This is a genomic window from Sutcliffiella horikoshii (assembly GCF_020524325.1).
In the GTDB taxonomy this organism is placed as follows: domain Bacteria; phylum Bacillota; class Bacilli; order Bacillales; family Bacillaceae_I; genus Sutcliffiella_A; species Sutcliffiella_A horikoshii_D.
Map to the genome: position 1 here is coordinate 241,597 of NZ_JAIVKY010000008.1, position 25,952 is coordinate 267,548.

Annotated in this window: 20 protein-coding genes; 12 read left to right on the forward strand and 8 right to left on the reverse strand. The window is 41.4% G+C overall.

Annotation, left to right across the window (positions count from 1 at the left end):
• The first annotated feature begins 3 nt into the window (after window positions 1-3).
• Genes LC091_RS13895 through fabG form a run of 3 tightly spaced genes read left to right on the forward strand, consistent with a single transcriptional unit; the run spans window position 4 to window position 2,674 of the window.
• Window positions 4-1,035 carry a 3-oxoacyl-ACP synthase gene (locus LC091_RS13895; RefSeq protein WP_226682620.1) on the forward strand — a complete coding sequence of 344 codons (1,032 nt, stop codon included), beginning with the start codon at window positions 4-6 and terminating at the stop codon, window positions 1,033-1,035.
• Complete coding sequence (gene phaZ / locus LC091_RS13900) at window positions 1,032-1,940, forward strand: intracellular short-chain-length polyhydroxyalkanoate depolymerase (RefSeq protein WP_226682621.1); 909 nt, start codon at window positions 1,032-1,034, stop codon at window positions 1,938-1,940. The genes LC091_RS13895 and phaZ overlap by 4 nt, the downstream gene beginning before the upstream one ends.
• Entirely contained in the window at window positions 1,937-2,674 is a 738-nt protein-coding gene (fabG, locus tag LC091_RS13905) for a 3-oxoacyl-ACP reductase FabG (RefSeq protein WP_226682622.1), read from the forward strand. Before phaZ ends, fabG begins: the two co-directional genes overlap by 4 nt.
• A gap of 78 nt (window positions 2,675-2,752) precedes the next feature.
• Here fabG and LC091_RS13910 read toward each other — a convergent pair whose 3' ends face one another.
• Entirely contained in the window at window positions 2,753-3,397 is a 645-nt protein-coding gene (locus LC091_RS13910; RefSeq protein ID WP_226682623.1) for a hypothetical protein, read from the reverse strand.
• 297 nt (window positions 3,398-3,694) lie between these two features.
• Between LC091_RS13910 and LC091_RS13915 the strand changes: the two genes are divergently transcribed.
• The 4 genes from LC091_RS13915 (at window position 3,695) to yidC (ending at window position 9,590) form a co-directional block, all read left to right on the forward strand.
• Window positions 3,695-6,751 (forward strand): efflux RND transporter permease subunit, encoded by a 3,057-nt coding sequence (locus tag LC091_RS13915; RefSeq protein ID WP_226682624.1) that lies wholly within the window; start codon window positions 3,695-3,697, stop codon window positions 6,749-6,751.
• 120 nt (window positions 6,752-6,871) lie between these two features.
• Window positions 6,872-8,368, forward strand: coding sequence for a class I adenylate-forming enzyme family protein (locus LC091_RS13920; protein ID WP_319003671.1), 1,497 nt, complete (start codon window positions 6,872-6,874; stop codon window positions 8,366-8,368).
• A 152-nt stretch (window positions 8,369-8,520) separates the two neighbouring features.
• Entirely contained in the window at window positions 8,521-8,793 is a 273-nt protein-coding gene (locus LC091_RS13925) for a hypothetical protein (protein WP_226682626.1), read from the forward strand.
• Window positions 8,794-8,819: 26 nt separating this feature from the next.
• Complete coding sequence (gene yidC, locus LC091_RS13930; protein ID WP_226682627.1) at window positions 8,820-9,590, forward strand: membrane protein insertase YidC; 771 nt, start codon at window positions 8,820-8,822, stop codon at window positions 9,588-9,590.
• A gap of 436 nt (window positions 9,591-10,026) precedes the next feature.
• Here yidC and LC091_RS13935 read toward each other — a convergent pair whose 3' ends face one another.
• Entirely contained in the window at window positions 10,027-11,169 is a 1,143-nt protein-coding gene (locus tag LC091_RS13935; protein WP_226682628.1) for an MFS transporter, read from the reverse strand.
• 158 nt (window positions 11,170-11,327) lie between these two features.
• On the opposite strand from LC091_RS13935, the gene addB reads away from it, so the two are divergent.
• The 5 genes from addB (at window position 11,328) to LC091_RS13960 (ending at window position 23,672) form a co-directional block, all read left to right on the forward strand.
• Window positions 11,328-14,840 carry a helicase-exonuclease AddAB subunit AddB gene (gene addB / locus LC091_RS13940; RefSeq protein ID WP_226682629.1) on the forward strand — a complete coding sequence of 1,171 codons (3,513 nt, stop codon included), beginning with the start codon at window positions 11,328-11,330 and terminating at the stop codon, window positions 14,838-14,840.
• Window positions 14,840-18,613, forward strand: coding sequence for a helicase-exonuclease AddAB subunit AddA (addA, locus tag LC091_RS13945; protein ID WP_226682755.1), 3,774 nt, complete (start codon window positions 14,840-14,842; stop codon window positions 18,611-18,613). Before addB ends, addA begins: the two co-directional genes overlap by 1 nt.
• A 79-nt stretch (window positions 18,614-18,692) precedes the next feature.
• Window positions 18,693-19,871 carry an exonuclease subunit SbcD gene (gene sbcD, locus LC091_RS13950; protein ID WP_226682630.1) on the forward strand — a complete coding sequence of 393 codons (1,179 nt, stop codon included), beginning with the start codon at window positions 18,693-18,695 and terminating at the stop codon, window positions 19,869-19,871.
• Entirely contained in the window at window positions 19,868-23,293 is a 3,426-nt protein-coding gene (locus tag LC091_RS13955; RefSeq protein ID WP_226682631.1) for an SbcC/MukB-like Walker B domain-containing protein, read from the forward strand. The genes sbcD and LC091_RS13955 overlap by 4 nt, the downstream gene beginning before the upstream one ends.
• 67 nt (window positions 23,294-23,360) lie before the next feature.
• A complete protein-coding gene (locus LC091_RS13960; RefSeq protein ID WP_226682632.1) occupies window positions 23,361-23,672 on the forward strand; it encodes an HNH endonuclease in 312 nt (103 codons plus the stop codon).
• Between the two features lie 120 nt (window positions 23,673-23,792).
• Here the strand turns inward: LC091_RS13960 and LC091_RS13965 are convergent, their stop codons facing one another.
• The 6 genes from LC091_RS13965 to LC091_RS13990 all read right to left on the reverse strand — a co-directional run bounded on the left by LC091_RS13965 (window position 23,793) and on the right by LC091_RS13990 (window position 25,930).
• Window positions 23,793-24,011: a spore germination protein gene (locus tag LC091_RS13965; RefSeq protein WP_226682633.1), complete on the reverse strand. Its 219-nt coding sequence runs from the start codon at window positions 24,009-24,011 to the stop codon at window positions 23,793-23,795.
• Between the two features lie 96 nt (window positions 24,012-24,107).
• Window positions 24,108-24,524, reverse strand: coding sequence for a spore germination protein GerPE (locus LC091_RS13970; protein ID WP_226682634.1), 417 nt, complete (start codon window positions 24,522-24,524; stop codon window positions 24,108-24,110).
• 3 nt (window positions 24,525-24,527) lie between these two features.
• Entirely contained in the window at window positions 24,528-24,704 is a 177-nt protein-coding gene (locus LC091_RS13975) for a spore gernimation protein GerPD (RefSeq protein WP_226682635.1), read from the reverse strand.
• 17 nt (window positions 24,705-24,721) lie between these two features.
• Window positions 24,722-25,339, reverse strand: a complete 618-nt coding sequence (gerPC, locus tag LC091_RS13980) for a spore germination protein GerPC (RefSeq protein WP_226682636.1) — start codon at window positions 25,337-25,339, stop codon at window positions 24,722-24,724.
• Window positions 25,340-25,435: 96 nt separating this feature from the next.
• Window positions 25,436-25,681 (reverse strand): spore germination protein GerPB, encoded by a 246-nt coding sequence (locus LC091_RS13985; RefSeq protein ID WP_226682637.1) that lies wholly within the window; start codon window positions 25,679-25,681, stop codon window positions 25,436-25,438.
• Between the two features lie 27 nt (window positions 25,682-25,708).
• Complete coding sequence (locus LC091_RS13990; RefSeq protein ID WP_226682638.1) at window positions 25,709-25,930, reverse strand: spore germination protein; 222 nt, start codon at window positions 25,928-25,930, stop codon at window positions 25,709-25,711.
• Between the last annotated feature and the right edge of the window lie 22 nt (window positions 25,931-25,952).

Here is a 25,952-nt window from a genome sequence, read left to right on the forward strand (position 1 = left end):
GTTATGACACAGATCGGGATTGTGAGTGTCGGTACATTTATTCCAGAAAATTTCATGACCAGCAAGGATATTGCCGAAAAATCTGGAATACCTATAGAGGTGGTGGAAGAAAAACTGGGGATTAAATCTAAGCCTGTAGCTGCATTTGAAGATCATACGTGTGAAATGGGGATAAAAGCTGCACGGGTGGCCTTGGAAAAGGGGAATATTGCTCCAGAAGAAATAGACCTGATCCTCTACATTGGGGAAGAACATAAAGAATATCCACTTTGGACGGCAGCCTTATACATGCAGAAACAGCTTGGGGCGGTAAATGCGTTTGGGTTTGATATGGGATTGAGATGTGGAACCACCATCATGGGATTGAAAGTCGCGAAAGACATGATGATTGCAGATGAATCTATTCACACAGTGCTGCTTGCAGGTGGCTACCGCAACGAAGATTTCATTGATTACACCAATCCACGAACCAGGTTTATGAATAACCTTGCAGCAGGTGGAGGAGCCATTCTGCTAAAAAAGAATCATGGTGAAAATTCTTTATTGGCCTCTCACCTCATAACAGATGGTTCATTTTCAGAGGATGTAGTGGTAGTTGCCGGAGGTACGAGGCATCCCATTTCTCCAAAAGCATTGGAAAAAGGTTTGAATAAACTGGATGTACTGGATCCGGTTGGAATGAAAGCCAGATTAGAAGAGAAATCCATGAAGAATTTCTTGGAAGTGATTCGAATGTCCTTATCGAAAAGTGATCTTACAGAAGAGGAGCTGGATTACCTCGGAATTCTCCATATGAAAAAATCTGCCCACAATTACGTATTAGAGGAACTCGGTTTGTCTGAACATCAATCTATTTATCTCGAAAACTACGGTCACATCGGTCAAATTGACCAAATACTCACATTAGAGCTGGCTTTACAACAAGGCCGAATCAAAGAGGGGGACCATGTAGTGCTAGTGAGTGCGGGAATTGGCTATGCTTGGGGTGCAACGACTATTCAATGGGGGAAATCAAAAAGGGAGGTTGTAAGATGATCGTTCAAAAACAAGTAAAACTGCCAAACGGGGAGACCTATGGATATAGAGAACGAGTTGGCTCTGGTGAAACCATCTTGCTCATACATGGTAATATGACTTCTTCTAAGCATTGGGATTTGCTGATGGAGAACATAGATGCTTCTTTTCATCTTGTAGCTGTTGATATGAGAGGCTTCGGTGTATCGTCCTATCATGAAAAAATCTATTCTATTAAAGACCTATCCGATGACATAAAGCTATTTGCGGACGAATTGAATCTCTCTAACTTTACGTTAGTTGGTTGGTCAACAGGCGGAGCAGTGGGTATGCAGTTTGTAGCGGACAACCCTAACTATGCAAAAAAGCTCATTCTACTTTCCTCAGCATCAACAAGAGGTTATCCAATGTATGCAACAGATGAAAACGGTCAACCAGATTTATCAAAGAGACTAACAAGTTATGAACAGGTATTGCAGGACAAGACAAGGACTATTACCATATCCCAAGCATATGAAAGCAAAAATAAAGAGGTATTGAGAATGATATGGAATTATGCCATCTACAATGACAATCAACCTGAATCAAATCGGTATGAGGAGTATCTTGAGGATATGTTGACACAACGTAATTATCCTGAAATTCTCCATGCCCTTAACATGTTTAATATCAGCCACCACCATAATGGACTGAAAGTAGGGACCGGGGAAGTGGAGCATATCAACATACCCGTTCTAGTATTGGCTGGTGAAAATGATCTTGTCATTTCCGAACAAATGTCCAAAGAAATAGTTGAGGATCTTGGAGAGGTAGCCACTTTTCTTTCACTCAAGGAATGTGGCCATTCCGCACAAGTGGATGATTTATCACAATTATTGCAAGCGATTTCAACTTTCGTAGCGAAACAGGAGGAACAATATAAATGAGACTAGAAGGAAAAGTTGCCATCATAACCGGTGCAGCCAATGGATTGGGTTTGGAGGCTGCACGTGTATTTTTAAAAGAAGGTGCAAGGGTTGCACTGGTGGATTATGATGCAACACTAGGGGAACAAAGAACTGCAGAGCTTCAAGCAGAAGGGGAAGCGGCATTCTACCAAGTGGATGTTTCCAATCAGGCCAAGGTAGTAGAGATGGTATCCATGGTGAAAGAAAGGTTCGGAAAGATTGATATTCTCATTAACAATGCAGGTATAACAAAAGATAACATGCTTCTAAAAATGAGTGGAGAAGACTTCCAAAAAGTAATGGATGTGAATGTAAATGGGGTATTTAACTGTACGCAAGCAGTAGTGCCTCATATGCTCGAAAACGGAAAAGGGAAGATCATCAATACATCATCTGTGAGCGGGGTTTATGGGAATGTCGGACAGACCAATTACGCGGCTTCTAAAGCGGCAGTAGTCGGTATGACAAAATCATGGGCAAAGGAATTCGGCAGGAAAAACATTAATGTGAATGCTGTGGCACCTGGATTTGTGGACACTAATATGGTGGCAACCGTCCCAGAGAAAGTAATTCAGGGTTTGTTGCAAGTAATTCCCCTGCAACGTCTTGGCAAGCCAAGTGATATAGCTAATGCTTACCTGTATCTTGCTTCAGATGAATCGGATTATGTGAATGGTACGGTACTGCATGTAGATGGCGGAATTATGATGTGAAAAATAGATTGAAATAGTAAGGAAATAGAAAAGCTTGGAGGCGAATATCATTCTCCAAGCTTTATTTTTCGTCTTAATTTACTTTCTATTATTTTTACGACGATGAAAGAATTTCTCTAGGTAAGGCAAATAATAAGAGTTTTTTCTAGGGGGAGGTGGATGCTGAATTTGTATGACTTCCCACATGCCATCTTTTTCAGAAGGGTCAATTAGGATATCAATATTAAAATGTAGGCAATATTCTCGCATCTCTATATAATCAAAATAATAGGATTCTTCCTGTTCTTCTAAAACAACCTTCGTACCTATAGGCCCTTTTTCAAATGACAGTGGTTCCCCGTATTGTTCTATTCCAAAATAACCTTCACCATAGTCAATTTTTCTTACTAATTTCCCAGATTGAAAAACCATCAAATTATATGTATCCACCGTACTTTGACCTAATGCATGAATGACTAATGTATTAAAAGTGGAAGAAAGCTTAGACGTTAGATCCATTAATTGCGTATATGAATCGTGTAAGATCGTTATCCAATTATCATGCATTTTACTCAATGCAAAATGTGACGGTATTTCACTATTAAAAAAAGAAAAATGGGAATTCTGATTTGAGTGAGTTATAGGTTCACTGCTATAAGTAACCTCAAGCCAGTTGACTAAAAATGCTTCAACTTCCTTCATCTTGTCTGTTTTTATATGAATCTGATAAATGTTGACGGACAAATTCACACCCCCTAAAGATTACCGATCCTTGTAACTTTCCTATTTATGTAATTAATACTCTTTGAATATACCATATAAATATCTACCTATCTTTTATGGCAATGAAATTTTTTTAAAGAAGCGAAAAAAGCGGCAATAATCAAATAATAATCTAATTAACATGCGTTAATTTTTGATAAAAAAAGTAACAAACGGTTTCAAAGCATATTCATTCTTGCCAAGACTAACAAACACACCGTATGATGAACTCAGGATAAATAGTCAAATTTGAATAATTGAGTATAGGAGGACATCCAGGTGTTTAATGCACTTATTAAAAAACCAAAAGTAACACTGATATTTTTACTATTATTGGTGGTCATCGGTTCCTTGACCTATTTTCAGATACCAAAACGGGAGATTCCTGAAATCTCACTAAATGTAGGAACCATCACCACAGTGTATCCGGGGGCTACACCAAATGTAGTGGAACGTGATATTACCACCCCGCTTGAAAAAGAACTATTGGTTATTGACGGGATGGATAGCGTCACATCTGTTTCTGGATTAGGTGTTTCTAATATAGTGATGGAACTAACCGATGATGCTGACAGGGATAAAGTATTTTCCAAAGTTCAGCAAAAAGTTTCTGATGTAAGCCGTGAGTTCCCAGAAGACGCTTTTGAACCGACCATCAACACGGATATTCAAATGGGTGCCATCGCTTCATATAATATTTTACATGAAGACCGTGCACTATTATTAGATCAAAAGGACACTATTGAAGGATGGATTCCTCAATTGGAAGACATTGATGGTGTTCGAAAGGTAACAGTTAAAGGGCTTGAAGAGTCGAGCTACACACTTAATCTTGATTCAGAAAGCATGCAAGAGGAAAGGGTTCTCCTGCCGGATGTTATTACAGCCATCCAGAACGAGTTGCAAATCACCCCGCTTGGCAGTCAGCAAGCAAATAATCAGATTTCCCAACTGACTTTTGAACATATCGAGAATATTGAAGAAGTAGAGAATGTATTTCTGAAAAAGGATGAAGAAGGAAATTCGCTTTATGTCGGAGATGTTGCAAGTTTAAAGCAATTACCGACAGAACAAGAAGATTTAATCACGTATAATGGTTCGCCTGCCATTTCTTTGACTATCATGCAAGAAAAAGGAGTAGACATTCCAACGTTGCATGCCACGGTGGATAAAGAAATGGAGCGTCTCGCTAAAGATCTGCCTGAAGAAGTGGAGATGGACCTTTATTATACTCAAAATGAGATTGTGTCGAAAATTTTTAAAGACTTAGGGATTTCATTTCTCATCTCTATTTTAGCGGTGGTATTGATCACATTTTTTGGATTAAACACCGTGTCTGCTATCTTGGTGGCAATCTCCATCCCTATTTCTATTGCGCTGGGATTAATCCCATTGCCTTATGCAAATGTGGATCTAAATCAGATTTCCATTATCGGAATTATCATTGCATTAGGAATTTTGGTGGATGATGCCATTGTAGTCAATGATAACATTCAAAGGCGTTACCAACTTGGAGATGGCCCTTTAAAAGGTGCGATAACTGGAACGAAAGAAGTGAGGGTTTCAATTATTACCTCCACTTTGGCCATTGTCTTTACCTTCTTGCCACTTACATTCCTTGGTGGTCCAAATGGTGCCTTTATATCCGCACTGCCGACCGTTCTGATTGCCACAATTATTGGCTCCACCATTGTCGCTTTGACCATAGTGCCAATTTTCATGGCATGGCGCCAGAAGAAAAAGAAACGCAATAAAGCAAAAGACGGCCTGCTTGGATCACAATTTGACAAAGTAAGTAACTGGTATAGTTCAAAAATTTTAACAAAAGTTGTGAAAAAACCTCTACTCACAGGGCTTGCCGTTCTTCTATTCTGTACTGCGAGTTACGCTTTGGTTCCATTTATTCCAGTCGTATTCTTCCCAAGCGCAGATCGTGAAGAGGTAACTGTGTCCGTTACCTACCCTGCAGGGACACCACTAGAGGAAACAGAATCAAGGCTACAAGACATGGAACAGATTATTAAAACAGATGAAGCGGTTTACGAAACGACCATCTTTGCAGGAAGCGGTGAACCTGGAATTTTCGGCAGCACCTTATCCAATTCAGGCGAAAATACTGGGCAGATTGTCTTAAGGGTAGACCGTGAACAGCAATCTGCTGCAGATACGATTGCCGAATGGCAGCCAAAACTACGCGATGAAAATCCAGATGCAGTGGTGATGCTTTCCACTATTGAAGCTGGACCACCTGTTGGAGCTCCTATCGCTTTGACGGTTGTTGGGGAAGACATAGAAGAACTAATGAAATCTGTCAATGGCATGAAAGAAGAGATTGAAGGCTTGGAAGGTAGCGGAGCGGTCATTGATGATGTAGGTTCTCCACAGCCTACCATCAATTATGTTCCGAATAGGGATGCTATGGAGGAACATGGCATCACCTCTCAGGAAATAAGTAATCAAATCAGGCTTGTTACAGAAGGAATCCCAGTCGGATCTTATGAAGCAGGGCTTGAGAGAGAAACGCTCACTATCGTCCAAGACCTTGTTGAAGATGGTGAAACTATAGATCTTGAAGCATTGGAGCTCCCAAGTAAAACAGAAACGACCGAGTTTGGGGGACCGGTTCTTGTCCCACTATCCGAGTTGGTGTCTGTTGAAGAGACAGAAGTATTGCCATTGATTCCTCACAAGGATGGAGACAGAACCATTACGGTACGTGTGTATCCTGGGGAAGACGATAAGCAGAAATTGGAATCAGAAGTGAAAGATATCGCAGCATCCTATGAAACAGATAGTATTTCCGTTTCTGTGGGAGGCGAATCATCTGCAAGAAGTGACTTCTTTATAGAAGTAGGAAAACTCTTCTTGATCGTTATTTTCCTTATTTATATCTTAATGGTTGTTCAGTTCAATTCATTGAGACTGCCATTGTTGATCATGAGTTCTGTGTACTTGGCGATTTCAGGTGCGATGATAGGCTTGTTCATCACTCAAACGGGTCTAGGTTTCATGGCGATGATGGGTATCGTTTCACTTGCTGGAATAGTGGTTAGGAATGCTACCGTGTTCATTGAATTCATGGAATCCCGTTTGCAAGAAGGTGCAACGTTGAGCGAAGCGGTCATTGATTCAGGTAAAGCAAGGTTGCGACCGGTTGTACTGACGGCCTTTACGTCTATCGCTGCTTTATTACCGATAGCATTCAGCGGAGATGTATTATTTACCCCGCTTGCCATTTCCATTATTTCAGGGATTTTCTTCTCGACCTTCTTTACATTGTTGTTTGTACCAGCATTTTATATAGTGATAAAAAAGAAACAAGTGAAAGAAGTCTAAGAAATGTTAACGGGTATCCATCTAAGAATGGATGCCCGTTTTCTTTTGTAACCTCTCTGTAACTCCTGTCTCCTATAGTGTTAATATCTTGTAAAGTGTAGGGGAGAGATGGAAGTGGAAATGAATGGTTCTTGGTTACAGAAGCGTTCACAACATTCTCCATATAAAATCGCAGTGATAGACGGCGAAACGGGAGAAAGATGGAATTATAAGCAATTATACGAACGATCAAGAGATATGGCTGGAAGACTGTTATCTGCTGGTATCGGACAGGGAGATCGCGTGGCTTTGTTGTCACCAAATCATATAGTGTACTTTGATTTGCTATTTGCATGTGGAGAAATAGGAGCAATTTTTGTACCGCTAAATTGGAGACTGGCGGAAAATGAATGGAACTTTATAGTAAAAGATTGCAAGGCTAAATGCGTGGTAGTGCATGAGGACTATTTGGAGGAATCTAAACAATTGAATTGTCAGGTCTTCTCTCTAAAGGAATTGGCGGATAAAGAACTGCAAATGCATCGTACACACACCACAAGTTTCACTGACGCAGCGGCCATCATTTATACAGGCGGTACAACTGGAAACCCAAAGGGAGTAATATTAACTTACGAAAACATCACAAGTAATGCTGTCAATACTATCGTAAGCTGGGGATTAAATGGAGAAGATATCACCCTCACATGTCTGCCTATGTTTCATACAGGTGGCCTTAATGCCTTGTCGACTCCATTACTCATGGCTGGTGGGACTGTTGTCTTAATGAGGAATTTTGAAGCGGAAAAAGCCATCCAACTATTAGACTTGTATAAGTGTACAATTGCCCTTATGGTACCAACCATGTATAGCATGCTGATAGAGCATCCACATTTTCAGGGTACAGACTTTTCGACTATGAAAACATTTCTTTCGGGTGGTGCGCCTTGTCCACTGGAAATCTACGAAGCATTCTACCAAAAGGGAAAATTGTTTAAGGAAGGATATGGATTAACAGAAGCAGGTCCAAACAACTTTTACATTGATCCTCATGAGGCATATGGAAAAAAGGGATCAGTCGGCAAAGCAATGTTATTCAATGAAGTGAAATTAATGATAAATGACAGCTTAGAAGCGGTTGAGGAGGAAGTTGGAGAAATCTATATAAGAGGTTCCCATGTCTTCTCGGAATATTGGGGGAAAGAAGAGGAAACCAAGAAAGCCAAGCAAGATGGATGGCTGAGAACAGGTGATTTGGGTCGCAGAGATGCAGATGGTTATTTTTATATAGTCGGCAGGACGAAAGATATGATTATTTCTGGTGGGGAAAATATTTACCCACTGGAAGTAGAGCAGATACTTTGTCGTCATGAAGCGGTCAAGGAAGCATGTGTAATCGGTGTACCACATCCTGTTTGGGGAGAGGCGGTTCTTGCTATTGTTTCTAGCAAGAAGCAAACTTCTGAGAAGGAATTACTGGCCTTCTGCAAGACGAGAATCGGAGCCTATAAAATACCTAAGAAAATAGTCTTTGTATCGGAATTACCGAAGACAGCAGTTGGTAAACTGGATAAAAAAGATCTACAGCAGTCTTTTAAGTGGTTATTCGATTACAACGAAAATAAAGAAGAACATGTATAATGGAATAATTAACAAAAAGATACACCTAGCAATTATTGCACACTAGGTGTATCTTTTTATTGTAGGGATATACTTTAAATGAAACATTATTATTCTTTAGTTCGTACAAGTAGTATCTACTATAAATTAATTAAAAGGTGATTGCATATATTATGGAATTCTATCTTGATATTCTGCTATACGCACCATATGTAACTGCCGCCGTCCTTTGCGTTTTGACATTTTGCTTTTTCGTGGATTCTAAATATGTTGTATACCAGCACAATGGTTATACGACATCTTTGGACCTTGAAACGAATAAAATGCAGTCTGTTATCGGAAAGCGGAGAAGGTTGATTACATTCATATATAGAAAAAGGCCAACAAAAGAAACAACCTTAGATGAAGAAGATTCCTCTATCTACTTTGCATACTTGAGTAAATAACCTTGTAAAAAGTAGGAGGAATTAAAATGAAGAAATTTTGGACAGTAAGTTTAGTCATTTTTTTATTGGCTTTATTAGCAGGTTGTAACATGAGTGAGCCCATTACCGCAGATAGTTCAGGGGTATGGAACCATTATTTTGTCTATCCTTTGTCCCTAGCATTGACGACGGTCGCAGATTGGACTGGTGGAAGCTACGGAATATCCATCATCATTGTTACAATCGCTATTCGTACACTTATTTTGCCACTTGCATTGAAGCAGCAGAAAAACATGCTTGCCATGCAAAAACTAAAGCCGGAAATGGAAGCGTTGCAAAAGAAGTATAAAGACAAGAAAAAACCAGATGACCAAAAAGAAATGCAAAAAGAATTAATGGCATTATACCAAACGCACAAAGTGAACCCTGCCGCGGGTTGTTTTCCAATGTTGATTCAGATGCCTGTAATCATGGCCTTCTATTATGCAATCGGCAGAACGACGGAAATAGCCGAGCATTCTTTCTTTTGGGTAAGTCTTGGTCAGCCAGATCCATTATATATCCTCCCGGTTGTGGCAGCTATCACAACATTCATCCAGACAAGAGTCACGATGACAGATGACGTTCAGCCACAGATGAAGATGGTGATGAATATCATCCCAGTGTTTATATTGATCGCCGGATTGACGTTACCATCTGCGCTGGCACTTTATTGGGTGATAGGAAACTTATTCGGAATTGGACAAGGGCTATATCTGAAAAAACGAATGAAAACGTTGAAACAGATGGAAGAAACAACAGTCGTTCCGAGCACATAACCTAATGAAAAACCCTCTAACCTCCTTTTTGACAGGGAAGTTGGAGGTTTTTTTATAATCCGGTTGATTTCCGTTCCAGGCGCTTCGCTTGCCTGCGGGCGGTCCGTGAACCTCCTCACTTCGTTGCGGGGGCTCACCTGTCCCTTCCTCCCGCGGGCGTCTGCGCGCCTTCCACTACAATCAACAAATGTTACTTCATTTACTTAAGGTTTGTGAGTGTTAATCTAACTGAGTTAACTAATAGCATCAACAATTCGTTCTCTATGTACCCTAGCTGTGGATTGGAGCAAATGGTGAAGACTCCAGCGGGGGAGTAACGGTAGCTTGAGACCCCGCAGCACAGCGAGGAGGCTCAAGCACCGTCCCGCGGAAAGCGAAACCATTTGCGGAAAGGAACAGCGTCGATAACCTAACCAACTAAGCTTGTAAGAATCGCTTACACATCTTCCCTAATCCCCAATATGAAAACAGCATTCAATATAAACCATATGCCTAAAAAGCCAAGGACAGACAGAAACGAGAAGTTATGGCTTATGATAGGACTGACCGCAGTGCCAATCAATAAAGTAAAAGAATAAAAGGAAATGGCGCTTCCGCGGTGTTTACTGCCTAATATCCCAATATATGTGATGATTGCCGGTAGGAAAAAGGAGATAGCAGCCACATAGATCACAGAAAAAGCACCTATCACAAATAGGTTCTCATAAAAAATCATCATAAAGAAGAACGAAAAGGAAATGCTCAACGAACAAATAAGAAGTAGGCGCTTTGAACCGAGGGTCCGCATCAATATATCAGAAAAGAGACAAGAAACAGTACCCACCAACCCGAAAGAACGGACCAATAAAAAAGATTGATCAGGAAACGCTTCAGATAAAAACTGAAACAGACTATCGTAAAAAGTCACAAAGGAGAGCAGCAAGGAGAAAACAATAAGATAAAGAATCCTTAAATCACGATCCGTCAAAAGCGTGAGAAAATGTTTCCAAGGTTTGTCCCCAGTAATGATCAAAGAATGACCTGGACTTAAAATAAGAAGTGCCAATAAGAACAATAGGAAGTAAATCAGTGAAAAGAAAATAAATACACTTTCCCACTGAAAGTAAGTGACTATAGCTTCGCTTATCATTGGTCCAAAGATGCCAGATAACAGAAAACCTGCATTAATAAGAGAAATGGTAAACGTTCGAAGGGATTGGGAGAAATGGTCAAAGCAATAGGCAAAAGCAACTGGTGCAAAGCAACCGAGGGTGAAGCCTTGAATGGAGCGGGAAACGTACAAGTGAGAAATAGTTGCAGAGTGCGCAATAAGTATGGTGGCTAATGCAGAAAACAGAAACCCGTAGCCAATGATATTCTTCCGGCCAAATCGATCGGATAATGGCCCAAAGATCAGGAGGCCAATTGCATAGAAGACGCTAAAGAAACTGCTGGCTAATATTACTTTTTGTTTGGAAACATGCCATTCCAAGCTAATGGGATCATATAGCGGGATTAGGGAGTAAAGGTTACAGACGACTAAAAACCCCATAACGATTAATAATGTTGCTGAAAAATAATGGTTTTTTCTTCGTTCCATTTCGGTTCACCTGCCCATTTTACCTTATGCATTGGGGGTTTGATCGGTTCCATCTTCGAAAGTAACCCGTTGGCAATAATAGTAGTTTTTCAGTACAATAGAATAAGAAGAACATAAGTGCGTATTATCTTTTGAATGGAGAAAATGGGGGATATCTAGTGTCTATACGATTTTTATTAGGAAGAACAGGCAGCGGGAAAACAACCTGGTGCAACGAGCAAATTCTTCGCATGCTTAGAGAAGACCCACAAGGTCCGCCAATTGTCTACCTTGTGCCGGAACAGATGACTTTTCAATCAGAATACCGGATCGTTCAGTCACCTGATGTAAAGGGTATGATACGGGCACAAGTATTCAGTTTTACTCGTCTAGCATGGAGAATTTTACAGGAAGTCGGCGGTATCAGCCGTTTTCATATCGATCAAACCGGAATTCATATGCTGCTTCGGAAGGTGATTGAGGAACACAAAAGTAAGTTCCATGTGTTTGGGAAGTCTGCCGAGCAGTTCGGATTTATTGAACAAATGGAAAGTATGATTACAGAGTTTAAACGATATTGCGTCACACCAGAACTTTTACATGAAGAAATCGTACGGATTGGAGAAGATGCCTCCATTTCTGAGCACGAAAAAATGCTAGCTAAAAAGCTGACGGACATACTAGTTGTCTATCGTCAGTTAGAAGAAACACTCGAAGGCAAATATTTGGACGGCGAAGATTACTTACAACTATTGGCGGAAAAAATACCAAATTCGAGCTATATCCAAAAAGCAGACATTTTCATTGATGGTTTTCACAGCTTCACGCCTCAGGAATTGGAAGTCTTGAAGGAATTAATGAAACATGCAAACTCGGTCACGGTTGCCTTGACTGCGGATAAGCCATATGACGAAGAAGCACCATATGATCTTCATCTGTTCAGGGAGACCGGAACGACCTATCAAAGACTGAGGGATATAGTCATCGAAGAAGGATGCGAACTAGAAGAACCGGTGCTTTTAAAAGGCACTCCCCGTTTTCAACATGCTGATTCCTTGCGTCATATGGAACAGTATTTTGATGTTCGTCCAACAGTCGTCTATCCGGAAAAGGCTGATGTATCTATTTTACAAGCAGTCAATCGCAGGGCTGAAATGGAAGGCATTGCGCGGGAAATCGTCTCGCTTGTCAGGGACAAGGATAACCGCTATAAAGATATAGCTGTTATTGTGAGAAATGCAGAATCTTATATTGATTTGGTTAATACTGTTTTCAAAGATTATGACATCCCTTTTTTCGTCGATCAAAAGCGGACAATGCTACATCATCCTTTAGTGGAGTTGCTTCGTTCAAGCCTTGAAGTAATTTCAAGAAACTGGCGCTATGAATCTGTTTTTCGTTGTGTAAAGACAGATTTCTTTTACGAGTTAGATCAAGATATCATTGAGATGCGTGAAAAGACGGACAAGCTGGAAAACTATTGCCTGTCGTATGGGATACAAGGGAATAGATGGACTGCGACTGAGCCGTGGAAGTATCGTCGCTTTTTTAGTGTGGATACAGAAGGTCCATACGTACAAACGGATGAAGAGATTGCATATGAAAAAGAGATCAATGAGCTCAGAACGATGATTGTGGAGCCGCTTCATATGCTTGAAAAGCGCTGGAAAAAAGCAAAGTCAATCGATGGTTACTGCAAAGCGCTTTATGAATATCTGGAAGATTTGAAGATTCCGCAAAAACTGGAAGCAAGAATGAAAAAGGCGGAGGAAGAAGGCAATCTGTCCGCTGCGAAAGAAAACGAGCAAGTGTGGAAGGCAATTATTCAAATGCTCGATCAGATGGTCGAACTGATAGGGGACCATCCCATTTCTTTATCCATGTTTATGAAAATGGTGGAAAGCGGATTGGAAAGTCTGCGATTTAGCCTGGTGCCACCAGCAATTGACCAGGTTATCGTTGCGAACTTCGATCTTTCACGCTTGACAGATATTAAGCACAGTTTTGTGATTGGTGTAAATGATGGGGTGATTCCTGCCAAGATTAAGGACGAGGGGTTTATCTCAGAAGAAGAAAGAGAGCTATTGTCAAACTACGGAATGGAGCTTGCACCGACAAGTTTAGAACGGCTGCTTGATGAACATTTTCTTGTTTATACGTCATTCTTAAGCCCTTCCCATCACTTGTATATAAGCTATGCACTGGCAGACGAAGAGGGAAAAACCTTGTTGCCTTCTTCTTATATCAAGCGAATAAAGGAAATGTTTCCGGGGCTTGAGGAGAAATTGCTGCTGAATGAACCTGCAGAACTTACTAGTGAAGAGCAGTTAAGGTATATTCACACACCGTCAACCACATTATCCAACTTGGCAGTGCAGCTTCAAGCGTGGATGAAAAAGTATCCGGTCGAACCGATCTGGTGGGATGTGTACAATACACTGTTGGAAAATGAAGAGTGGCTAGATAAAACCGAACAGGTCTTACGAAGTTTATTTTACAAAAATGAAGCAAAAAAACTGAAGCAAAAGGTCAGTCGTGAATTATATGGTAATTTCATGGAAGCTAGTGTGTCCAGGATGGAGAAATTCAGTGCATGTGCCTTTTCTCATTTTGCATCTCATGGGTTAAAGCTGAAGGAAAGAAAAATTTACCGTTTGGAAGCACCAGACATTGGTCAGCTCTTCCACGCGGCTCTTAAGCATATTTCAGATAAGTTAAGGAAAAGCGGCAACGATTGGAAGAACCTCACGAAACAGGAATGTGAAGTGCTAGCAAAAGAAGCCGTGCATATTCTCGCACCGAAGCTGCAAGGGGAAATTCTGTTAAGCTCCAACCGTTTCCACTACATCAAACGGAAGTTGGAAACCATTATCACTAGAGCTTCGCAAATCTTAAGCGATCATTCTAAAGCGAGCAAATTCACCCCAGTTGGTTTGGAACTTGGATTTGGAAAGCAAGAAGAGTTGCCACCAATCCAGATCAACTTGTCAAATGATGTGACAATGGAACTTGTAGGGCGTATAGACCGGGTGGATAAAGCAGAAGGAAGCAGTGGGTTATTGCTGCGGATCATTGATTATAAATCAAGCAACAAAGCGCTTGACCTGACAGAAGTTTATTATGGCTTGGCATTACAGATGCTGACCTATCTGGATATCGTCATCTCCCATTCTAAAGGGTGGCTAGGAAGTGAAGCTACTCCTGCCGGTGTCCTGTATTTCCATGTTCATAATCCGATGATAAAAACAAACGGTATGAAACCGGAGGACATCATTGAAGAGGAAATCTTTAAAAGCTTCAAAATGAAAGGACTTCTTTTAGGTGATGAAGAATCTGTGAAGCTGATGGATCAGACGCTCGAGACCGGACATTCCAAAATAGTATCTGCTGCACTGAAGAAGAATGGCGGATTTCAAGCGAACTCATCCATTGCAAGTGAAGAAGAATTCACGCAGCTCAGAACGTATGTAAGAAAGACATTTGAGGAAATTGGCATGAAGATATCAGAAGGGGAAACAAGCATTTCTCCTTACAAACTGAAGAATCAAACGCCTTGCACGTTTTGTTCGTATAAATCGTTTTGTCAGTTCGATACATCTCTTGATGAGAATGACTATAGAGTGTTGCCGACGATACCTAAAAATGAGGTCATTTCCTCGATGAAAACGAAGATAGAAGGGAGAGGGGAATGATGAGCATGGAGCTTCTTCCAAAACCAACTGATGCCCAGTGGACAGATGATCAGTGGAAAGCGATTGTCGCCTCTGGGAGAGATATACTTGTTGCTGCAGCAGCCGGTTCAGGTAAAACAGCCGTTCTTGTTGAGCGGATGATTCATAAGATTGTCGAGGAGCATGTAGATGTGGACAGACTGCTTGTCGTAACTTTTACCAATGCCTCAGCTGCAGAAATGCGCCACAGAATCGGCGAAGCATTGGAAAAACAGTTAGAGAAAAAGCCGGCATCGCTCCATTTGCGCCGACAGCTGAGCTTACTGAACAGAGCATCCATCTCTACGATTCACTCCTTTTGCCTTGAAGTGGTAAGGAAATACTATTATTTGATCGATATTGATCCTAGTTTTCGTATTGCCGATACAACGGAAATCCAGTTAATGCAGGAGGAAGTTCTTGAAGGCGTCTTTGAAGAAGAGTACGGGAAAGAGGACAACGATTTATTTTTCGAACTAGTAGATCGGTATACCAATGATCGTTCTGATGGAGCTTTGCAAAACCTTGTGCTTGATCTTCATGAGTTTTCAAGAGCCAACCCAAACCCCGACAAGTGGCTGGATGAAATTGTAACGTTCTATCAGTCGACAAGCACATTTTCTATAGATGACTTGCCTTTCATTTCGACATTAAAGCGAGAAATGAAGCTGCAATTCCTCGGGGCGGAAAGTTTGTTGGAAAAGGCGATGAAGCTCACGCTTGAGCCAGGCGGACCAGCTCCTCGTGCTGAAAATATCGAGCAAGACTGGGCTCAACTTCACAGACTCCAAGCGGCACTCAATACTTCGTGGGAAGACTTGTATGCAGCCATGCAAGAACTCGATTTTTCCAGAGCAAAAACATGCCGCGGGGATGAATACGATAAAGAGCTGATTGAAAGATGGACCAAGGTCCGTAATGATGCAAAAGCAATGGTACAAGGGATCAAAGATGAATTGTTCTCAAGACGTCCGGAGTCATTCCTAAAAGATCTCAAGGAGCTTGCCCCTGTGATGGGGACCCTTGTCGACCTTGTTAAACGGTATGGTGTGGAATTCAGCTTGATGAAGCAAGATAAAGGGTTGGTGGACTTTTCCGACTTAGAGCATCTTTGTTTAAATGTTCTTACCACCCTTAACGAAGGAAAAGTAGAACGATCAGAAGCAGCCCTACGCTATCAGTCTACTTTTAAAGAAGTGATGGTGGATGAATATCAGGATACAAATATGGTCCAGGAAGCGATCCTTAAGCTAGTTACGAAGGAAAGCGAAGAATCTGGAAACATGTTTATGGTAGGGGACGTCAAGCAATCCATTTACAGATTCCGATTAGCGGAACCATTTCTATTTTTAAGCAAATACAAACGGTTTGATACGAAAGGCAAAGAGTCTGGCCTTCGTATTGATTTGAATAAAAATTTCCGGTCGCGTCCAGAAGTGCTTGATGCCACCAACTTTATCTTTAAACAAATCATGGGAGAAACCGTTGGGGAGATCGATTATGACGACGATGCGGAGTTAAAGTTTGGTGCAGCCTATTATCCAGATGCAAAAGACCGTGAATCGGAATTGTTGTTGATAGATCGCAGTACATCAGTCTCGGAAGATGAGGAACCACAGGAACTTGAGGATACTGCAGGAAATTCCACAGGGTTTGATAAAGTGGAACTGGAGACAGCACAAGTCGAAGCGAAGATGATAGCTCAGAAAATAAAACATCTTATTCAGTCAGGGTATGAAATCTATGATAAGGACAGAAAAATGATGCGTCCTGTCACCTACAGGGATTTTGTTATCCTGATGCGTTCCATGCCATGGGCTCCTCAGTTCATGGAGGAATTCAAGCAAGAAGGCCTTCCGTTATATGCAAACTTAAGCACAGGATATTTCGAGGCAACAGAAGTCGCGATTCTTCTATCGTTATTGAAGATCATCGATAACCCATATCAAGATGTTCCACTTGCTTCTGTATTGAGGTCACCGATTGTCGGGCTTGATTCCAATGATTTGGCGATCATCCGCATTCAGCAAAAAAGAGGTTCTTATTATGAAGCGTTAATGACATTTATAGACAAGACACCAGACACTATGGAAGAACAAGAATTGGCGAAAAAGATCCGGTTGTTTTATCAGATGCTTCAATCATGGCGTACAGCTGCACGTGAGGGTGCGTTGTCCGAATTAATCTGGCAAATCTATCAGGACACCCATTTCTTTGATTTTGTCGGAGGGATGCCGGGCGGTAAGCAACGGCAGGCGAACTTAAGAGCACTGTATGACCGCGCCAGACAATATGAATCTACTTCATTTCGTGGCTTGTTCCGCTTCTTGCGTTTTATTGAAAGGATGCAAGAGCGAGGAGAAGACCTGGGTGCTGCAAGAGCGCTTGGGGAGCAAGAGGATGTTGTCAGGCTGATGACTATTCACTCCAGTAAAGGACTTGAGTTTCCAATCGTCTTTGTTGCAGGATTGTCCAGACAGTTCAATATGATGGACCTTAACAATAGTTATTTGCTCGATAAAGAGCTTGGATTTGGTTCTAAATATGTAAATGCAAAACTGCGAATTACCTATCCCACAATCTTGCAGCTGGCTTTGAAGCGAAAAGCAAAGGCACAGCTGATAGCAGAGGAAATGCGTGTGTTATACGTTGCTCTCACGAGAGCCAAAGAGAAATTATATCTAGTCGGAACGTTAAAGGACTTTGAAAAATCTCGATTGCTATGGAGTGAACACGTCTCACATGAAAACTGGCTGTTACCCGATTATGTAAGAGCAGGCGCGAAATCGTATATGGACTGGGTTGGTCCTTCACTTGTTCGGCATAAGGATGCTGAAGCTTTGAGAGGAGATAGTTCGACTGCGGTTAACCAAGAGGACATCGCCAATCATCCTACTGCATGGAAGATATCTGTCACCAATGTGGAACAGTTATTGCAAGGAATAGAAACTGAAAAAGAAACAGAAAACCTTCTTTTAAATAAGGTGAAGCGTGGCGAACAGGTCGACATTGAAAGTCCGTATAAAGCGAGAGTGATAGAACAGCTTACTTGGAGCTATCCATATAGGGAAGCGAGTAATCATCGCTCTAAGCAATCTGTTTCCGAGATAAAAAGAATGCGAGAACAGCAGGATCCATATGCAGATAACACGCTTGTTCAAACAGAAAGAAAGTATTTCCTTGATCGTCCGGCGTTCTTGCAGAAGAAAAAACTGTCTCCATCAGAAATCGGGACAGCGATGCACGCAGTGATGCAGAATTTAGATCTTTCGGCAAGAACCATCGATAGAGAAAATGTACAAGCGCAAGTTATGGAGATGGTTCAAAAAGAACTGATTACTGCTGAACAGGCAAACGTCATCGACTTTGATGCGATTGTATCTTTCTTTAGCACTCCTATCGGGAAGCGGATGCTAGAGGCGCAACATGTTCACCGGGAGGTCCCATTCAGTTTTGCCTTGCAAGAAAATGAGTTTTTTGAGCAGATGGATATAAAAGAAGAAACCATTTTGGTGCAGGGTGTTATTGATTGCCTTTTAGAAGATGAGGAAGGGCTAGTATTAATTGATTACAAAACGGATACCATCACAGGTCGCTTCTCTAAAGGATTTGAAGAGGCGGAACCAGTGCTTCGGAATCGTTATAAGGACCAAGTGGCTCTATATGCAAGGGCTGTTGAAGGTATTTGGAAGAAAGAACTAAAGGAGAAATATTTATATTTCTTTGATGGAAATCACTTGGTAAAGATGGATTAATATAAAGAGCGGCTCAGGTAACAAATGTCAGATGAAAATTTTGTTACTTGAGCCACTTTCATGGAAGGGAAGAAAGAAGATGCGCATACTTCATACTGCCGACTGGCACTTGGGCAAAACATTAGAAGGAAGAAGCCGTTTGCCAGAGCAGGCACAATTTTTGGAAGAACTTCTGCACATTGTAAAAGAAGAAAAAGTAGATGTGGTTCTGATGGCAGGAGATGTCTATGATACCGTGAATCCCCCTGCTCAGGCGGAAGTGCTTTTTTATGAGTCGCTACAACAGCTATCAAACAATGGGAAAAGGCCGGTTGCTGTTATTGCGGGGAACCATGATAATCCAGACCGTCTTTCAGCATCAAGACCTCTTGCAAGCTCACAGAATATCTCCCTGCTAGGATACCCCACCATGGACGTTCAGAGCATCTATGTCCCCACGACAGAAGAAACGTTGAAGCTAGCTTCTTTGCCATACCCTTCAGAGTCCAGGTTAAACGAAGTGCTTTCCGAAGAGTTCGAAGAGAAAGTGATAAGGGATCATTATGATGCAAGAATTCGCCAGTTTTTTGATAAGATGTGTGAGCAGTTTACCGAGTCCTCTGTGAATATCGCCATGAGCCATCTTTTTGTTGCGGGTGGAAATTCCACCGATTCTGAACGCCCAATTGAAGTAGGCGGAGCATTTACGGTGGCAGCAGAAAGTTTGCCGCATCAAGCGCAATATGTTGCCCTGGGCCATTTACACCGTCCTCAAACCATCAAGCGGGCCAAAACGGCAGCCAGATACTCAGGCTCACCGCTTGCTTATAGCTTTTCAGAAGCTGGATATACGAAAAGTGTAACCATTATAGACGCTAAGCCTGGTGAAGAAGTAGAAACAAAAGAAATCTATCTTTCTAGCGGAAAGCCACTTGTGAAATGGAAGGCAACAGAAGGAGTCCAACAAGTGTATAGTTGGCTTGAAGAAAAGAAAGACAGTAATGCATGGGTAGATCTTGAAATTCATGTCACCAATGCATTATCTATGGAAGAAATTCACCGCATCCGAAAACATCACGATGGCATCCTCCATATCCGTCCTATTTTTCCGGAAATGGTCGAGGATCGAAAAGCGGTGAAGATGGACAGTGTTCCCATTGAAGAACTGTTTGTAAGGTTTTATGAAAAACAATCAGGAGGCGCCAAACCAGAGGAAGAATTAGTCCGGTTATTTCTCTCCTTATTGCAGGATGACACGTTGAAGGAGGAACAAGTATGAAACCAATCACATTGACGATCGGAGGGCTCCATAGCTTCCGGGAAAAACAAGTAATTGACTTTGAATCGCTTTGTGAAGGTGGCGTGTTTGGGATCTTTGGACCTACTGGAAGTGGGAAGTCCTCCATATTGGATGGGATGACGCTTGCATTGTACGGTAAAGTAGAGCGTGCCTCCAATAATACGCAAGGAATTATGAATCATGCAGAAAATCAGTTGGAAGTTTCCTTTTTATTTGAACTGGAAAATGCAAAGGGAAAGCAACGATTTAAAGTGGAACGGACCTTTAAACGGACAGATGATATCCGCGTGAAATCGGGAATATCGAGATTGACAGAAGTAAAGGAAAGCGAGCATATCGTTATTGCAGATAAGGCAAGTGAAGTGAACCAGGCCATTCAAGAAATACTCGGGTTAACGATTGATGATTTCACCAGAGCCGTTGTGTTGCCACAAGGTAAATTTGCGGAATTTCTATCACTTAAAGGCGCGGACAGAAGACAAATGCTGCAACGCCTTTTCCAGTTAGAAAAATACGGTGACCAGCTTTCCCGAAAAATAAAGGAAGAGCTACAAGAAAAGACAAGACTCTTGGGAGAAATACATGCCGAGCAGTTAGGGTTAGGCGAGGCTTCAGATGAAGCGGTAAAAGAAGCGGAAAAAGCCTTCAAAGAAGTAGAAGCCCTAGTGAAAAGGTCAGAAAAAGCACTTCAAGAAATGGAACATGCATTTGAGCAAAAAAAGAAGCAATGGGAAAGGCAACTAGAAAAGGCTGAGGTAGAAAAAAAGCTTCAATCTTTCTTATTGCAAGAGGCTTCTATTAAGGAGCTTGAAAATTCCTATAAATTGGCGATACAAGCTGAGAGCTTAAAACCTTTATTGGAAGACTTGAAAGAAGTAGAAAAAGCATTATTAGAGTGGAAGCAAAGAAATAAAGTAAACCAAACAGCCGATGCATCTGCAAAAGAATCGTTGGACAAGTCCTTGAAAATGTATGAAGCAACAAGGGGGAAGAAAGAAGCAGAATTACCTGTGCTGCTCGCAAAGAAAGAAAAATTAGAACGTGCGAGAAACCTGGAAGAAGGATTGACTGCCCATAAGCCAAAAATGGAAGAACTAAAACGTTCTCTATTATCTAATAAAGAATTATTTTCAACACTACAAACCCAAGAAGAAAAAGCGAAGGATCTGTATACCAAGGCAGTAAACAAGCAAAAGACCATAAAAGAAGAGCTTGCCTCCCTTGCGCTAACACCTGCCCGACTAGAATTCCTTCAAAAAGCATTTGATAAGAAACAAGAGATACTGCTCATGGAGAAAAAAATGAAGGAACATGGAGCAGAAGTACAAACGCTGGAAAGCAAAATCGCTTCGTTTCAAGGGGAGAACCAAAAAGCGGAAGAAAATTTGAATAAGGGGAAAGAAACCCTTTTAGAAATTTTTCAACGTACAGAGAATCATTACGATCATGCTTGCGAAATGGCACAACAGCTGGATTGGCTCGAAAGACAGATTGAACAGTTTTTAGCAGCGGAACAAAAGCTTGTGGATGATGCTAAAATCCATCAACTTGCATTGGAGTTGGCCAAATCCCTTGAAGACGGAGATGCATGTCCAGTTTGCGGTTCCACAGAGCATCCCGGTCTTGCTTCTCATCAAGCTCATAGGGAAATAGCAAGCACCAAAGAGGAAACAGGAATAGGAAAACTGCCTTCTGCCATTACGTTGCAAAAACAGGAAAACCTGAAAATTAAATTTAAATTAGAGCAAATAGCTACAGAACTTCATCGTGATCTTGAAGGGGCAAAAGACTTGCCTACACCGAAGGAATCATTGGAAAAATGGGATCTGTGGGACAAGGAACTAAACGAATCGAAGGATACAGCGGTGCTGCTTGCTGAAAAACACCATAGAATTGCAACAGAACAAAAAGCTTTCATTCAAGATCTCATTCAGTTGCAAGAAAAGAAAGAGAAGGTGGATAGCTACCTTCAAACGTGGTCAGGGACCTTTAAAGAAACAGCAAAACTTGCATCAAGCTATACGGAACAACTTGAAGAATGGGTAAAGCGTCTAGAAGATACAAAACAGGATTTGGTAGAAAAGAAAAACAAGTGGGAGAAAGATTTCCAACAAGAAAAAATTGAAGAAATCGAAACCACCTACCAAGCTGCCAGAGAATTGGATAAGAAACGTTTGGACCTGCAGGAAAGAATAAATACGAGTGTGGATTTTATTGAATCAAAAGAGAGAGAATTAAAAGAAGCACTAGAAAAGAAAAGAGAAATTGAAAAGACTATTTACCAAGAGGAATTGCAACTAGAGCAGGTCCAGAATCGGATAAAAGATACGCAAGAAGAAATAAAGTCCATCGTTGGAGAGAATAATATCAAAGATGAACTGAAGCGTGTTGAATTAGATGTGGAAAACCTAAACAGGCAAGAAAGAGAAAACTACCAAAAGTGGATTGAATCCCAGCAGCATGCTCAAGAAAGGGAAAAAGCTGCTTCACACAGTGAACAGATGGTAAAGGAAACGGAAACACGGCTTGCACTCTTCCAGGAAAAATGGAAACATGGGCTGGAAAAATCCGTATTCACATCGACGGATGCTGTAGAGTCAGCAATTGTTCATATAGACTCAAAAGAGATATGGAAAGATCAAATAGAACAGTACTGGGAAGAAAGAAAGGCCATTGAAAAGGACCTCTCTCGTTTGGGTACCTTGATTGGCACAGAAATGTTGGAAGAAGAGGAATGGGAAAAAACTCAAGAACAGTTATTGTTTGCCCGCAAGGAACTGCGTGAAGAAATTGAAAGAAAAAGTGCGCTTCAACAAAATCTTCTTTCTCTAAAAGATCGTAATGAACGGTTTAGGGTTCTCGAGGAAAAGAAGACTAAGCTCTCGGAAGAGACTCAAGCATATCAAAAGCTGCAGAGTATCTTTAAAGGAAACAGCTTTGTTGAATACTTGGCGGAAGAGCAGTTGCACCAAATAAGCAGAGATGCTTCAGAAAGATTGGGACAGCTTACCCGTCAGCGATACGCATTGGAAATGGACTCAAATGGCGGCTTCATTATCCGTGATGATGCCAATGGTGGCGTGAGAAGGCCTGTCTCCACTTTATCTGGAGGAGAAACATTCCTTACTTCCTTGGCACTTGCATTGTCCCTTTCTGCTCAAATTCAGTTAAGAGGAGAATATCCATTGCAGTTCTTCTTCCTTGATGAGGGCTTTGGAACGCTTGATTCTGAGCTGCTTGATGCTGTAGTTACGGCACTGGAGAAGCTTCAGTCCAACCATCTGGCAGTAGGGGTCATTTCCCACGTACAAGAGCTAAGGGCCCGTTTGCCGAGACGGTTGGTAGTAACACCTGCTCAATCTTCCGGAAAAGGTTCTGTTGTGACGTTGGAGAATTTATGATTTTTTATTGTAAGTAATGTGTAAGGGTATATGGATATTATATTTGAATGGTGGGGGTGTATTTGAGATGGGAAAGAAGAAAAAGCAGGACATAGGTACCTGTGAGCTTTGCGAAAGGGAAGAGGTGGAAATAACGGTTCATCACCTGACTCCAAAGGAAATGGGAGGAACCTTCCTGCCGACGGCTAATCTTTGTATTCCATGTCATAAACAAATACACGCCCTATACACAAACGAAGAACTGGCCATCCGTCTGAATACAGTTCTTCTCCTGAAGGATGACCCAAAGATTGCCTCCTTCATCAAATGGATCCAAAAGCAGCCATCTACCAAAATACCACTCACACGTAAGTCAAACGAACGAAAGCAAAAACGCTAAACCTAACAGAAAAACCAAAACCCGTGTCACTTGCGTTGGCACGGGTTTTGTGGTATTTCGAGGTCGGAGGAGAAACTCCTAGAGGGGTCTGACCCCTTTTTTGACCCCTTTTTTTCTTTGTTAACTATTCGCCACGATATCCTGGTCATTGACGTCAGGGTCGATGGTGTTGGTGGCGGATAGACCGTTGTTGGTGATGACGAAGTTGCCGGTGTTAAATCCACCGGATCCTGCTGAGGTTTTGGAGGCCGATTTAGGGGAGATATAGAAGGAATCCCCGAAATTGATGATGCCTCCGCCTACACTGTTGATGGCAACCGGACCTACGATAGCTGGCATGTAGAACATCCTTTTTGTTTTTGGGTGAGCGCACCCATGTTTTTATGATACTTATACTATATGAAGCCTCACTTAAAAGGTGAAGGAACTGAAAATCTAATCATCCTCGCTCTTTTCTGGTATATCTGGTATTCCCATTGCTTTATGAACCTCTGGCCCGAGTAGTTGCCTTGTATGTTTAACCTTTGCTTCCGCGCAAATTGTCTGAGATGAACCGATTTGCAAGACCGAGGAAGAAGAGACCCCTTTAATCTTAATATGATTCACACAAATGTTTGGGTTTACATTATTTACAGACATATTTACCCGCTCTGTTAAAACAGGAGTCGGGGACTGCATTGAAAAAATAGGGTATTCAGAGAAGTTCCCCTCATTACCATAGAATCTGGGAAACTCTCTTTTTACAGCGAGAGCCCTTGATTTAGCATTAATATAATACGAATCCCCAATATGAAAATAAGAGCTGAAGGACAAAGAGTGCAAATTAATCTCGTTTACTTTAGAAATTCTCATACGCTATTCCGTTGTAAGTGGTACAAATGGTCCGATTACCAATGCTTCCGGAGGAGTATCAAAATACGATGATAGACAAATATTCTGAGTGTCCCCCACTAGGAAAATAGAAGAAGAAGAAACCCCTAGTATATCCACATTATTCACTTGCAAGTTATGGTTTGTCACTTGAAAATTCATCTCTTAACACCACGCATCTATTTTTTTTGAGGAAGAGTTTGAATAAAGACAGCGAAAGCCTTATCCATATCCCCTTGAAGCTGTTGAATGGCTATCTCCTTAATTTTTTCATCATTGTAGCCCTTTTGGACAGCTTCTGCTGTTATCGTATTTAAAGTGTGATTCACACGTGAAGCCAGCTGATTGTTTACATCTTGGATCATGAAATCATGATAGTGTTTCTCAAGCGTCCGGCCTTGCTGTTTCGCTATCTGGTCAATTTTTGCTTTTCCGTTTTTCTTGAGATATTCCCGCAGGTCTGCTTCAATACCTTGAGCTAAATTCTGGTTTCGCTTAGGAACGGGTACTTCTAGGTTGTTTTGGGTTACGACGAAATCTTCAATCTCACCTGCGGACCCTGGTGTCAACCCAATATTCAATGTGCCTTCCAACGTTTCCACCTTAAGTTGATCAAATTTATACTCAATTCGTTCGATATTCATACTTGGTTTTTCTTTTAATTGGGTGATTTCCTGCTGCATAAGTTTCACCAGTTCCTCGAGGGTGGAAATCTGTTTTGTCTGGTTTTCTACCACTTGTTGAAGTTGCTGGATCTGTTGCTGCGATTGATAAAAATACTGATAGTTATTGTACATCCGACCACCCCTTTCATTGGTTGCTAATTAAGAGTCAAGAATCATCTCTAATACTTTATGCAAACATTGAAAATGGGTGAATGCCCAGAATGTTAATTATCTTGACCCTGTTAAAGGTACAAATATTTCTGATGCACTCGGAGGTGTTCCTTCTTGCTGTTCTTGTGCAATCTCGGCGCTGCTTACAGGTGCCGGACCAGTAAAGTTTCCGGTGTTGTACAAGTTAGATAAAGATTTAATTACCCCTGCACTGCCGATTTGAAAAACGGAGGAGTTCGATATACCTCCTATTTTCAAATGGTGGATGACGATACTTTGATTAATAAAAAAATTGGATGCCATACGTGCCCCCTCCTATTAGATTTCGCTTTACATATTTAAAGCAACAGGTTGATCATTAACATCTTGATCATAAGTGTTGGTCTGACTGTTGTTGTTGCTTATAGAGATATTGTCTCCGGTATTAAAACTTCCTGCTCCAGCGAATGTTTTCGCAGAACTGACCGGCGACATCTGAAACACGTCTCCGATATGAAAAATTCCGGAGTTACCGATGCTGTTAACATTTACAGCTCCGACGATTGCTGGCATAAACGTTAACTCCTTTACTGTG